Raw genomic sequence first — 13,771 nt, 5'->3', positions numbered from 1 at the left:
TTTAGGAGGACTATCACTATGAATTTAATTCCTACAGTCATTGAACAATCATCTCGCGGTGAAAGAGCGTATGACATCTATTCTCGTCTATTAAAAGACCGGATCATTATGTTGAGTGGTCAAGTAACCGATGACTTAGCAAACTCGATCATTGCTCAGCTTTTATTCTTGGACGCGCAAGATTCTGAAAAAGACATCTACTTGTACATCAACTCGCCTGGCGGAAGCGTTACTGCTGGTCTAGCGATCTTTGATACCATGAACTTTATCAAAGCCGATGTTCAAACCATCGTTATGGGGATGGCTGCTTCTATGGGTTCATTCTTATTGACCGCTGGTGAAAAAGGCAAACGCTTTGCGTTACCAAATGCAGAGATCATGATCCACCAGCCATTAGGTGGCGCCCAAGGTCAAGCAACTGAGATCGAAATTGCTGCCCGCCACATTTTGGCAACCCGCGAACGTCTGAACAAAATCTTGTCAGAACGTACTGGTCAACCAATCGAAGTGATTGAACGCGACACCGATCGCGACAACTTTATGACCGCACAAGAAGCCAAAGATTACGGCTTGATCGACGAGATCATGGAATCAAACAAATTGAAATAAGCTTGCATAAAAAAGGTGTACGAAGCAATTCGTACACCTTTTTGCGTCTTTTGGTTCGGCGTCAGACTTCACCATATTCGCCCTGTTGGTAAGCATACCCATTTTCCACGTAATGCGTGATGTTTGCCTGATTTTTGGCGATTTCTTCCTCTGTCAACGGGCGGATCACTCGTGCAGGACGACCAAACGCCAACACATTGGGCGGAATGACGGTTCCTTCCGTTACTAACGAACCAGCACCTAACAAACTATTTTCACCGATCACTGCATGATTCAAAACAATCGAGCTCATGCCGATCAGCGCCCCTTTTTTGATGGTACAGCCATGAAGCATACACTGATGCCCAACAGTCACATCGTCTTCCACGATCGTCGGGGCATCGTGATCAACATGAATGATCGTTCCATCTTGAATATTGGTACGCGCGCCGATTTCGATGCGATTGGCATCGCCTCGAATCACTGCTTGAAACCAGACCGTACTCTCTTTTCCTAGAGTCACGTTTCCTACGATCGTCGCATTTTTTGCCACAAAACAAGGTGTTCCTTGCAACGAGGCTGGCGAAACTGTTTTGTGGGTTTCATTCCCTGATTGTTCTTTGTCCATCAACTTCTCCTTCCAATCCATAAACGGATCTGCGCTTTCTTTTTTCACTATAGCACCACCCTTGCGACAATGCAAAAAGAGCGCCAGTCTGACTGGACGCTCTTTTGGGCTTACTCGGCTTCTTCTGAAAATTGACTTTGGTACAGTTGGCTATAAAAGCCGCTAGCTGCCAACAAGGTCTCGTGATTGCCTTTTTCAATGATCGACCCTTGATCCATCACTAAGATCAGATCTGCTTCACGAATCGTTGACAAACGATGGGCGATCACAAAGCTGGTACGACCTTCCATCACTTTATCCATTGCTTTTTGAATCAGCGCTTCTAAGCGGGTATCCACCGAACTGGTGGCTTCATCGAGAATCAAGATCTTCGGATCAGAGATGACTGCCCGAGCGATGGTCAACAATTGTTTTTGCCCCAAGGAGACATTGTCCCCTTCAGAGTTGATGATCATTTCGTAGCCGTCTGGCATCGTGCGAATGAAGTGATCGACATTGGCGGTTTTCGCTGCATCAACGACTTCATAATCGGTGGCATCTAATTTCCCAAAGCGAATGTTGTCGCCGATCGTGCCTTCGTACAACCATGCATCTTGTAAAACCATCCCAAACAGTGACCGAACATCGTGTCGTTCCATCTTCTTCGTGTCGATGCCGTCGATCTTGATAGCCCCTTCATTGACATCATAAAAACGCATCAACAAATTGATCAAAGTGGTTTTCCCAGCACCTGTTGGTCCCACGATCGCCACGGTTTGTCCAGCTTTGACTTCAAAGTTCAAGTCTTTGATCAACGGTTTTTTCGGATCATAGGCAAAGCCGACATGTTCAAAGGTCACGTCGCCTCTGATTTGTTCTGGCAATTGGATATCCGTTTGATTGACTGGCTCTTCTTCCTCATCTAGGATTTCAAAGACCCGTTTTGCTGCTGCTGAGGCACTTTGCAAGACGGAAGACAGCTGGGTAATGTTCCCCATTGGCTGACTGACTTGCCAAATGTATTGAATGAACGCTTGCAGCTGACCAACAACGATCACGCCGCTGATCACATAAAAGCTCCCCATGACTGCCATTGCGATATAGGTAAAGTAAGCGGTCATTTGCACCAGCGGCATCATCAAGCCTGACACAAAGGCAGAACGAAAGCCGTAATAGCGCAACTGGTGGTTAACGTTTTTAAACCCTTCAAGTGTTTGCTTTTCCCGTCCATACACTTTCAACACACTGAATCCAGTCATGTTTTCTTGTACGTAGCCGTTCAGATCCCCTAACGCATTTTGCATGCCTTGGAAGTCTTTTTGCGACTTTTTGACGATCGTGCGAGAAATCAATAAGGAGGCTGGGATCATGATCAATGAAACCAACGCCATGTAGGTATTGATGTAAAACATCATGGAAACCGCCATAACGATTCCTAAGAAGGCATTGACGATCCCGATCAAGGCTTGCTGCATTGCACCGCTGACGGCATCCACGTCATTGGTCACCCGTGACAAGATATTCCCTTGTTGGTTGCGGTCGAAGTAAGAAACGGGCAAACGATTGATTTTTTCTTCAATGTCTTGCCGCAGATCTCGCATCGCAGATTGGACAACGTTGGTGATCAGCAGCCCTGACATCAATTGTGAGAAACAGTAACCGACACCAACGACTGCGATCCAGATCAAGCAAAGGATCACGTAATCAAAATTAACGCCTTCGCCAGCGGCGATGTTGCGGCTGATCTCTGTCGTTGGCAATCCAGAAACATACGGCATTGCCGCATTGAAGCCGACGGTTGCAACAGTAAACAGCAAGACTAGGATAAATTGTACTTTGTACGGTTTGATGTAAGCACCTAACCGTTTTAAAGAAGAGATTACTTTCATTGTGCCAACTCCTCCTCTGATAATTGTGACGCCGCAATGTCGTAGTATACTGGACAAGTTTGCAGCAGTTCTTTGTGGGTGCCGATGCCAACCACATCGCCTTCGTTCAAGACGACGATCTTATCGGCATTCATGATCGTTCCTACTCGTTGAGCAACGATCAAAACGGTCGATTCTGTGGTTTCTTTTTTCAAGCGTGCCCGCAATTTTGCATCCGTTTGGTAATCCAATGCAGAAAAACTATCATCAAAAATATAGATCTCTGGTTGGCGGATCACCGCACGGGCAATCGCTAGGCGTTGTTTTTGTCCGCCAGAGAAGTTGGTTCCGCCTTCTGCCAAGTGAGCATCAAAGCCATCTGGTGTGCGAGAAATGAAATCTGCCGCTTGCGCAATCTCGGCTGCTCGTTCCAGCTCTGCTTGCGTGGCATCTTCTTTCCCATAGCGTAGGTTTTCTGCGATCGTCCCTGTAAATAGCAACGCTTTTTGAGGGATAAACCCGATCTTGTTGCGCAACGTCGTTAAGCTGTAATCCCGAACGTCAACACCATCCACCAAGACTTGGCCTTCACTGACGTCGTAAAAACGTGGGATCAATTGGATCAAGGTTGATTTTCCACTTCCAGTACTACCGATAAACGCCACGGTTTCCCCTGGTGAAGCGGTAAAGCTAACATTACGGATCACTGGACTTTGCGCATGTCCCGGATAAGCAAAGGTAACATTTTTGAATTCCAAGAAGCCTTTCGTCTTAGTTTCTGTCACTGGCTGTTCTGGCTCTTTGATTTCAGAAGTCGCATCTAACGCTTCTTGGATTCGACGAGCAGAAACCGCCGCTCGTGGATACATCGTAAAGACAGTCGCAAACAGCATGAAAGAAAACAGCGCATGGAAGATGTATTCGATAAATGCAATCAAGTCACCGACCTGCAGTTGCCCTTGATCGATTTGAATACTTCCCGTCCAAATAATCAAAATCATCACGATATTGAATAAGAAGAAAAAGCCTGGTTGTGCCGTTGCCATCAAGCGAAACAAGCTGCGAGAACTAGAAGCATAGGCTTGGTTGACTTTGCCAAAGCGTTTTTCTTCAAATTTTTCATTGACGAAGGCACGGATCACTCGTAAACCAGAGAGATTTTCCCGCAAGATGCCATTGATTTTATCTAGATTGGCTTGTTGTTTAGTGGATAAGGGTTCCGAGATTTTGGCAATGGCGATGACGGCCATCAGCAATATCGGCAATGCCCCCAAAACATACAACCCTAGTTGTGTACTTGTCCGCATGACCATGTACAAGCTGACCACAAACATCATGGGTGTCATTAAACCTGTCCGTAAGATGCTTTGCATAAACAGCATGATTTGATACGCATCATTGGTCACACGGGTGATCAATGATGAAACCCCGATTTTTTCATATTCGGTATGTGAATAGCCTTGGACTTTTTCAAAAAGATCGTCACGAATATCTGCCACAATGTTAGTGGTGATACGTGACGTGAAATAGCCTAACAAAATGTTCATCGTGATCCCCACAATGGTGATCGCGATCATCGCCGCACCCATTTTCCATATGTAGTCGCGATCACCAGCGGCGATCCCTTTGTCGATCATTCTTGCCAATAACGTCGGCAAACCTAATTCAATCAAAATAAAACCAAAAACACAGATGAAATTAAAAACCAGCAGTTTCTTGTTTCTCATCGTGTAGTGCCACATTAATTTCAAAAAATCCCCTCCTTTTTTACTTCATTACTTCTACTATAGCATAGGAATATTCTTATTGTAATGCACTTTCAACGAAAAAAAGCAAACTTCAGCGATAGTCCTTTCATTTTCTTTCAGTAAGCCTTTTCAAAATGACGTGTTTCTATACTTATTCGTTTTTCTGTGATAAACTAGGGATACTTGTAGTGGAACGACTTACAAACCCGGTGAATTTTTTATGACGACATTTGGAAAGCAAAGACGAGGCTTTCTCTTTTTTCTCACAACGATTGTCTGAAAAAAGCATGCAGCGGCTCTCGAAGCCTTCTTTTCAGGTCACTTTATTCGGACCTCGATTTTGTGATGCAGCGAATTCATCAACCAAATAGACTACTGCGAAAAGCAGATAAAGGAGAAAAGATATGATTTACAAAATTTATTACCAAGAAACAAAAGACCGCAACCCAAAGAGAGAACAAACCCACTCTTTGTACATTGAAGCAGACGATGCAGTGATCGCACGCCGTCTGGTTGAACAAAATACCCCATACAACATCGAGTTCGTTCAAGAACTAGATGAAAAACATTTAGCTTACGAAAAAGAAAACGCTGATTTCAAATTAGCGGAGTTTTAAGATGAAAGTTTCGCTGAAAAATAATGAGACTGGCGTATTCGGCGTCGGTGGACTTGGCGAAATCGGAAAAAACTGTTATGGGGTTCAATTCCAAGATGAGATCATCTTAATTGACGCGGGAATCAAATTCCCCGAAGATGAACTGCTTGGGATCGACTATGTCATTTCCGATTATAGCTACATCGTTCAAAATTTACCGAAAGTCAAAGGCTTGATCGTCACTCATGGTCACGAAGACCATATTGGCGGAATCCCTTACTTGTTGCGGGAAGCCAATATCCCGATCTATGCGGGACCCTTGGCACTTGCTTTGATTACCAACAAATTAGATGAGCATGGCTTACTGCGGGATGCGGAATTACACGAAATCAATGAAGATACGGTGATTCGTTTCCGTAAAACATCCATCAGCTTCTTTCGAACGACTCACAGTATCCCTGATGCTTTAGGTGTCGTTGTCAAAACGCCTTCTGGCAATATCGTCGCAACTGGCGATTTCAAGTTTGACTTTACGCCTGTGGGCGAACCAGCAAACTTGCACAAAATGGCAAAAATTGGTGAAGAAGGCGTCCTTTGCCTCCTTTCCGATAGTACCAATGCAGAAATTCCGACCTTTACCAAATCAGAAAAAACGATCGGCAGCTCGATCCAAAAGATTTTTGAAAAAATCGATGGTCGGATCATTTTTGCCAGCTTTGCCTCCAACATTTTCCGTCTCCAACAAGCTGCAGATGCGGCGGTTGCGACTGGACGTAAAATCGCCGTTTTTGGACGCAGTATGGAAAATGCAATCGTCAACGGACAGCGCCTTGGCTATATCAAGGTGCCAGATGGAACCTTTGTGGAATCTCATGAGATCAACCGTTTGCCTGCAAACGAAACCATGATCCTTTGTACGGGTTCTCAAGGAGAGCCAATGGCTGCTTTGAGTCGGATTGCCAACGGGACTCACCGTCAAATCCAAATTCACCCAGATGATACCGTGATTTTCTCAAGCTCACCGATCCCAGGAAATACCACGAGTGTCAATCAGCTGATCAACTTATTGTTGGAAGCTGGCGCAAACGTGATCCATGGCAAATTGAACAACATCCATACTTCTGGTCACGGTGGCCAAGAAGAACAAAAACTGATGTTGCGTCTAATGAAGCCAAAATTCTTTATGCCTGTCCATGGGGAATTTCGGATGCTGAACATCCACACCCAGTTGGCACAAGATGTCGGTGTACCAAAAGAAAATTGTTTCATTATGGAAAATGGTGACATGTTGGCCTTAACAGCGGATACCGCTCGCTTGGCTGGTCATTTCAATGCCAATGATGTTTATGTTGACGGCAGCGGTATCGGTGATATCGGAAATGTCGTCTTACGAGATCGTCGCATTCTTTCAGAAGAAGGCCTCGTCTTAGCTGTCGCGACAGTCGATGTGGCGAAGAAAGAAGTCCTTGCTGGACCAGATATCCTTTCTCGTGGGTTTGTTTATATGCGGGAATCTGGCGAGATGATCAACGAAGCACAGCAGATCCTCTTCCGTGCATTGCGGGAAGTCTTGAACCAACCAGACCCAACAGAACACAAATTAAGAGAAGCGATGTCTTCGGCGTTACAGCCATTCCTATTTGAAAAAACCGAGCGTCATCCAATGATCCTTTCGATGATCATGACGCCGGACGATTTATAGTCTCACATGCGAGGGTAGTCTCAGGTTACTGAGAACTACCCTTTTTCCTTTCCGTTATAAAAAGCAAAAAAAAAGACCATCGAATGGATGGTCTTTTGGGGTTTTTGATTTCAAAGTGCTCTTACTGGCAGTTTGTTTGAAAGCTTACGCTTTGTTTACGTTAACTGCTTGAGGTCCACGATCAGAATCTTCCACGTCGAAAGTTACTGCTTGACCTTCTTCTAAAGTTTTGAATCCTTCACCTTGGATCGCTGAAAAGTGTACAAATACGTCTGTACCGTCTTCGCGAGAGATAAAACCAAACCCTTTTTCAGCATTGAACCATTTTACTGTACCTTGTTCCATTAAAAAAAACCTCCTCGTGCATAAGCACTTAATTGTGTGTAACATTGCCTTTGTGCGATAGAGGCCTAACGTGCGTTTCAACATCTATTCAGCAAACAAAATTACAATAATATTTTACACTTGCCCGTATTTTTTTGCAAGACAGACGATTAGACAATTCACCTTTATTTTTAATAATGTTCGCAAACTCGGCTTATTTTCACACGTCTTCCTGTTGCCACAGCCCCTCTTCTCGCAAACTGACATAGGCATTGTCGCCAATGATCAAATGATCCAATATGTCGATCCCCATCAAGTCTCCGCACTTGATCAAGCGGCGTGTAAACAGCAGATCTGCCTCTGAGGCTTGGGGACTGCCGCTGGGATGGTTGTGGACGACGATCACTCGGGCGGCACTGTAACGTACCGCCCAATGAAAAATCTCCCGTGGGTGAGCGATCGACTGATTCAACGATCCGATGAAGATCGTTTTTTTCTGAATGATCTCATTTTTCGTATTCAAATAAAGCCCTAGTAAATGCTCTTGACGACAATCCTTCAACTCTTGGATCAACTGATGGGCGATCGCCATACTAGAGTTGACCTTACCGTACTTTGGTTGAGCGGAGCGCTGGATTCGCACACCTAATTCAACCATCGCTTTGATCTCGATGGCTTTGATTTGTCCGACGCCGCGAATTTCTTGTAATTCATCGATCGTCGCTTGCTTTAATTCATACAATTCTTGAAAACGATTCAAGACACTGGCCGCTAACTCGAGGACATTCAGAGGACGTGAGCCAGTTCGCAGCAAAATGGCCAATAATTCTTGATTCGAAAGGGCATCGACTCCATATTCTACTAAACGCTCTCGGGGAAACGAGCTTTGGGGAATCACTGTTTCATTGATCATAAAAAAACTCCTTTGCGTCGGTCTAATAAAAGATACGCAAAGGAGAGAGTATTTCATGAATCAGGTGCGCAAAAAATCGCAGCTAGATCGAAAAGGCGGTTTCTAGAAAATCTGGGACATCCTCTAGTGATGGTAAGACTTTCAAGACTTTTTCTTCAATGATGGTCGTCGGCGCGATCAAATCGGGAATCATAATGACTGAGATCCCTGCCCCATGAGCAGCATGAATACCGTTAGCCGAATCTTCAAGGATCACCAATTCTTCTTTTGGTACCGCCAGTAATGCATGGGCTTTTTCAAAAATCTCAGGATCTGGTTTTGCCCGTGTGACATCATCAAAGCAGACGATCTCAGGAAATTCCGCCGTTAAGCCTGCTGCTCCCAGCAAGGTATCGATCACTTTGCGCTGGTTGCTAGACGCCAACACTCGGGGAATCTTTTTCTCATCAAGATAATGCAATAACTCGTGGATACCTGGCTTCAATTCAGCCTCGCCCCGTTGGAACATTTCCAGCGTTTGCTGAAAAGCCGCTTGGATAAAGTCTTCGATCATTTGATGGCCAAAGGCTTCGTCGAACCGCTCATGGTAAGCTGCCCAGACTTCTTCATCCGAGACCCCCACATAAGCTAAATACAACTCTTTTGTATAGGGAATCCCCATTTGATCCGCCACGATTTGAGTAGCCTGGTAATAGAGCAGCTCCGTGTCAAAAATCAAGCCGTCCATATCGAAAATCACACCACGTAACTTAGCCATTTCTTCCTCCTATTGCCAACAACAATTCACGAACTTCTGAAACAAAATACAACGATCCTGTCACCAGCAGCAAATCTTCATTGGTCATTTTTTCTAATAATTCTGCCAAGCCAAACTGCCATAAAGAGACGGTTGAGATTCGTTTTTCATCGAGTTCCTGATAGCCGTCTGCTAAATGCAATGCTTTTGGGAAATCAAAGGTCGTTAAATAAATCTCGGCTTGCGGAATTGCCAGCAATTGCTGAAGCATCTCATTGACGTTTTTGGTTTCTAAGGCTGAGAACAGCACATGGATGCGATAGTCGCTGAACTCTTCTTTCATCGTATCCACCAAGCGAGCCATGGCATGCACGTTATGGGCGCCATCGATGATCACCAGTGGTTCACTGCTGATTCGTTCCATTCGGGCGGGCCAATAGGCCTTTCTTAGCCCATTACGAATTTCTTTGGCTGAAAACGGTAGCTGCCGCAGGTCGCAATACAGGCTATACAATTGAATCGCAACACCGGCATTTTCTGGTTGATGGCGGCCTAACATCGGCGTTTTCAAGCCTTTGATTTTGCCATGCTCATTTTCAAAATCAAACAATTCGCCCCACTCTTCATCAGGGTGACGATAGGTCACACGGTACTCTTGCCCTGCATGATACGCGAGTGCCTGTGCTTCTGCAGCTTTCAAATCGATCACCGAAAGCGCACTTTCGACGATATTGCCAGTCACAAGGGGAATTTGTGGCTTGATGATCCCCGCCTTATGGGCAGCGATTTTTTCAATGGTATCGCCTAAGACATCCATATGATCCATGCCGATCGTCGTGATCGCTGTCAACATCGGGGAAATAACGTTGGTACTATCTAAAAGTCCCCCTAGGCCAACTTCCATTATCGCAACATCGACGTTTTTTTCTTCAAAATAGCCTAATGCCATGGCAGTAATGATCTCAAACTGAGTGATGCCCGTCAGGGTTTCATCACGATCGATTTCAGCAACCAGCGGCTGGATTTTTTCCACCCAAGCGACCAAATCCTCATCTGATATAAATTGTCCGTTGATTTCGATCCGTTCATTGAACGCTTCAATGTGCGGGGAAGTAAAAGTCCCCACTTGCTGCCCAGCTTCTTCTAAAAGACTGCGCAAATAGCTGACGGTTGATCCTTTGCCATTCGTGCCGGCGATATGGATCATGGTTATGTTTTTTTCAGGATTGCCCATTCGTTTTAATAATGCTTCGACACGCATCAATCCGGGTCTTTGTCCAAATGCCAAACGCGAATGGATCCACGCTGTTGCTTCTTCGCTTGTCATCTCCTTCACCTCGCTCTTATTTTATCAAAAATCCCACAGCTTTCCCAATTTCTTTCCTTTAAACGAGAAATTTGTTTGACGGTTTCTATTGATTACGCAAAAACAAGCATCTACAAGAGATGCTTGTTTGCAGACAGTCGACGCTTCCTATTGAATCGTGCGCAATTGCTCGATCCGTTCTTGGACTGCTTTTTGTTTTTCAAGATAATCGGCTTCTTTGCTGCGTTCTTGTGCTACGACTTCCTCTGGTGCATTGGCAACGAAGCGTTCATTCGCCAGTTTGCCTTGTACCCGTTGAACTTCTTGGGTGAACTTCGCTAGTTCTTTCTCCAAACGTGCGATTTCTTCTTCAATGTTGATCAACCCAGCTAACGGCAAGTAGATCGTCGCACCTGATAGGATAGCTGACATCGCCAATTCAGGGGCTTGTAAGCTGTTAGAGATTTCTAGTTCTTCTGGATTACAGAAGCGTTCGATATAGTTTTTGTTGGCGATCAAGAATTCTTCGATCTCAGGCTCATTTGCTTGGATCAGCAAAGTGATTGGTTTCGAAAGTGGTGTGTTTACTTCTGCACGGATGTTTCGAACCGAACGAATCAATTCTTTCAACACTTCCATCCCTTGCGCCGCTTTTTCATCGGTCCATTCTGGTGCCACTTGTGGATACTCAGCAACAACTAATGATTCCCCTGTATGCGGCAGTTTGCTCCAGATTTCTTCTGTAACAAATGGCATGATTGGGTGCAACAAGCGTAAAATTTGATCAAGAACATGGACTAAGATGCTCTTATTGACTTGTTTCGCTGCTTCATTGTCACCGTATAAGGTTTCTTTCGACATTTCAATGTACCAGTCACAGAAATCATCCCAGATAAAGTTGTATAATTGACGACCCGCTTCCCCAAATTCGAAGCGTTCAAAAAGATCAGTGACTTTTTCAATCGTTTCATTCAAGCGCGTCAAGATCCAACGATCCGCCACTGATTTTTCACCAGAAAAATCAATGTCTTCGGCAGTCATTTCGCTGACATTCATCAAGACGAAACGGGAAGCATTCCAAATTTTATTGATGAAGTTCCAAGCGGCATCCATTTTCTCATAGCTGAAACGCACGTCTTGTCCCGGTGCAGAGCCATTTGATAAGAACCAACGCAATGCATCGGCACCGTATTGTTCAATGACTTCCATCGGATCGATCCCATTTCCAAGCGACTTACTCATTTTGCGACCTTGTTCATCACGGATCAATCCGTGGATCAAGACATTTTCAAATGGTCGTTTGCCAGTAAATTCCAAGCTTTGGAAAATCATACGGCTTACCCAGAAGAAAATGATGTCATAGCCAGTCACTAATGTATTCGTTGGGAAGTAGCGTTGGAAATCTTCATTGTTTTCATCTGGCCACCCCATTGTTGAAAACGGCCATAAAGCAGAACTAAACCAGGTATCCAATACGTCTGGATCTTGTTGCCAATTTTCGGCATCCGCTGGCGCTTCAAGTCCTACATACATTTCTCCCGTTTCTTTGTGGTACCAAGCTGGGATTTGATGGCCCCACCACAACTGACGAGAGATCACCCAGTCATGGACATTTTCCATCCAACGTAAGAATGTTTGGTTGAAACGTGGCGGATAAAAGTCCACCGCATCGTCGGTTTCTTGGTTGTCGATGGCTTGTTTTGCTAATGGTTCCATTTTTACGAACCATTGTGTCGATAAACGAGGTTCGACTACTACGCCTGTCCGTTCTGAGTGCCCTACACTATGGACCATTTTTTCGATTTTGATCAGACGACCTAACGCCTCTAAGTCTTTCACGATTTGCTTACGAGCAGCAAAACGATCCATGCCTGCATAAGTACCTGCTAAGTCGTTCATTGTTCCGTCATCATTCATGACATTGACCCGTGGTAGGTCATGGCGGTTACCGACCTCAAAGTCATTCGGGTCATGGGCAGGAGTGATTTTTACGACCCCAGTTCCAAATTCTTGGTCCACGTACTCATCTGCGATGATTGGGATCTCTTTATTGACCAAAGGCAAAATCACTTTTTTACCAATCAATGCTTGATAGCGTTCATCTTCTGGATGAACCGCGACTGCTGTATCCCCCAGCATCGTTTCTGGACGAGTCGTTGCGATCTCCACCACACCGCTGCCATCTGCTAATTCGTAAGACATATGGTAAAAAGCACCTTCGATGTCTTTGTGGATCACTTCAATATCAGATAATGCCGTGCGGGCTTGCGGATCCCAGTTGATGATGTACTCGCCACGATAGATCAAGCCTTTTTCATATAGCGTCACGAAAACTTTACGGACCGCTTCGGATAATCCATCATCTAACGTGAATCGTTCACGGCTATAGTCTAGGGATAAGCCTAGTTTCGCCCATTGTTCCCGAATGTGACCGGCATATTCTTCTTTCCAATCCCATACTTGTTCAACGAATTTTTCCCGACCAAGGTCATAGCGAGAAATCCCTTGTTCCCGCAGCTTTTCTTCTACTTTGGCTTGGGTAGCGATCCCGGCATGGTCCATACCTGGTAGCCATAAGGTGTCATACCCTTGCATCCGTTTTTGACGAATGATGATGTCTTGTAACGTGGTATCCCAGGCATGACCTAAGTGCAATTTTCCTGTTACGTTTGGTGGTGGAATCACGATAGAATAAGGTTTTGCTTCTTTGTTGCCGCTTGGTTTAAAACGGTCATGTTCTAACCAATCTTGGTAGCGCCCCGCTTCTACTTCTTGGGGATTGTACTTGGTGGATAGATTTTCAGTTTCTGTCATAGTTGGTCCTCCTAAAGTTACGTTTTTTAGACGTAATGGTTGGTGTGGTTTTTTTGTGCCTGTTGCTGGGTAAAGCGTGACAATGTTTGAATCGTTCAGGATTAGTGCCGTGGTAGAGATGATTATCAGCTGTTTGTTGACGCCTCGCTTGTTGTTCGTAAAAAAACGTTGCTTACAGAGGTCAAGGCTCGCTTCCGTGATCCGCTATTGTGTCTTAGGGCTTTTGGCAAACGATCTCGCTCGCTTCGTGGACCAGTTTTGATGACTTCTAGTACTGTTCATCATCTGCTCTGTCCCTCTTTGTGGGCCACTCATTGTGATTCCTAGTTTGGTTACTACGCTCCCTATGATCGCCTAGTACTGTTCATCATCTATTCTGTCTTGCTCCGCAAGCCAATCATAGTGATTCACAGCAAAAAGCGCCCTAATGCCGAGGCATTAGGGCGCTGATACGCGGTACCACCTAAATTGCAGATTGCTCTGCCACTTTGACGTGAGGTAACGTTCACGACGCGCTTGATCTTACTGTGCGGCTTTGTCTGCAAGAAACAAACCGTGGTTCGGATCAA

11 protein-coding genes and 1 other annotated feature (1 of these 12 only partly in view) are annotated in these 13,771 nt (G+C 45.0%); of the genes, 3 read left to right on the top strand and 8 right to left on the bottom strand.

Annotated elements, in window-relative coordinates; all coding sequences use genetic code 11:
* Window positions 1-18 precede the first annotated feature (18 nt).
* Window positions 19-609 (top strand): ATP-dependent Clp endopeptidase proteolytic subunit ClpP, encoded by a 591-nt coding sequence (clpP, locus tag CO692_RS11040; protein ID WP_005225161.1) that lies wholly within the window; start codon window positions 19-21, stop codon window positions 607-609.
* Between the two features lie 61 nt (window positions 610-670).
* Here clpP and CO692_RS11035 read toward each other — a convergent pair whose 3' ends face one another.
* The 3 genes from CO692_RS11035 to CO692_RS11025 all read right to left on the bottom strand — a co-directional run bounded on the left by CO692_RS11035 (window position 671) and on the right by CO692_RS11025 (window position 4,814).
* Window positions 671-1,264: a gamma carbonic anhydrase family protein gene (locus CO692_RS11035; protein ID WP_005231095.1), complete on the bottom strand. Its 594-nt coding sequence runs from the start codon at window positions 1,262-1,264 to the stop codon at window positions 671-673.
* Between the two features lie 62 nt (window positions 1,265-1,326).
* The gene (locus CO692_RS11030; protein ID WP_096742268.1) at window positions 1,327-3,084 is read right to left on the bottom strand and encodes an ABC transporter ATP-binding protein; all 1,758 of its coding nucleotides are present in this window, start codon (window positions 3,082-3,084) and stop codon (window positions 1,327-1,329) included.
* A complete protein-coding gene (locus CO692_RS11025; protein ID WP_010747462.1) occupies window positions 3,081-4,814 on the bottom strand; it encodes an ABC transporter ATP-binding protein in 1,734 nt (577 codons plus the stop codon). Before CO692_RS11025 ends, CO692_RS11030 begins: the two co-directional genes overlap by 4 nt.
* 401 nt (window positions 4,815-5,215) lie before the next feature.
* On the opposite strand from CO692_RS11025, the gene CO692_RS11020 reads away from it, so the two are divergent.
* Complete coding sequence (locus tag CO692_RS11020; RefSeq protein WP_005225157.1) at window positions 5,216-5,428, top strand: DNA-directed RNA polymerase subunit epsilon; 213 nt, start codon at window positions 5,216-5,218, stop codon at window positions 5,426-5,428.
* A gap of 1 nt (window position 5,429) precedes the next feature.
* On the top strand, window positions 5,430-7,109 hold the full coding sequence (gene rnjA / locus CO692_RS11015; protein ID WP_005225156.1) for a ribonuclease J1: 1,680 nt from the start codon (window positions 5,430-5,432) through the stop codon (window positions 7,107-7,109).
* Window positions 7,110-7,253: 144 nt separating this feature from the next.
* On the opposite strand, the gene CO692_RS11010 is transcribed toward rnjA, so the two are convergent.
* The 5 genes from CO692_RS11010 to CO692_RS10990 form a co-directional block, all read right to left on the bottom strand.
* A complete protein-coding gene (locus CO692_RS11010) occupies window positions 7,254-7,454 on the bottom strand; it encodes a cold-shock protein (RefSeq protein WP_005225155.1) in 201 nt (66 codons plus the stop codon).
* A gap of 199 nt (window positions 7,455-7,653) precedes the next feature.
* The gene (gene radC / locus CO692_RS11005; RefSeq protein WP_005225154.1) at window positions 7,654-8,346 is read right to left on the bottom strand and encodes a RadC family protein; all 693 of its coding nucleotides are present in this window, start codon (window positions 8,344-8,346) and stop codon (window positions 7,654-7,656) included.
* 82 nt (window positions 8,347-8,428) lie between these two features.
* Entirely contained in the window at window positions 8,429-9,103 is a 675-nt protein-coding gene (locus CO692_RS11000; protein ID WP_096742267.1) for an HAD family hydrolase, read from the bottom strand.
* The gene (locus CO692_RS10995) at window positions 9,096-10,409 is read right to left on the bottom strand and encodes a bifunctional folylpolyglutamate synthase/dihydrofolate synthase (RefSeq protein ID WP_096742266.1); all 1,314 of its coding nucleotides are present in this window, start codon (window positions 10,407-10,409) and stop codon (window positions 9,096-9,098) included. The genes CO692_RS11000 and CO692_RS10995 overlap by 8 nt, the downstream gene beginning before the upstream one ends.
* Window positions 10,410-10,556: 147 nt before the next feature.
* Entirely contained in the window at window positions 10,557-13,202 is a 2,646-nt protein-coding gene (locus tag CO692_RS10990) for a valine--tRNA ligase (RefSeq protein WP_061053800.1), read from the bottom strand.
* 436 nt (window positions 13,203-13,638) lie between these two features.
* Window positions 13,639-13,771 (bottom strand) — a binding site (T-box leader); it runs 102 nt beyond the window's last position.

It is taken from the genome of Enterococcus sp. FDAARGOS_375, from assembly GCF_002393265.1.
GTDB lineage: Bacteria > Bacillota > Bacilli > Lactobacillales > Enterococcaceae > Enterococcus_D > Enterococcus_D innesii.
The sequence above is the reverse complement of the archived record's forward strand: the minus strand, read 5'-3'. Positions and strand labels throughout refer to the sequence as shown.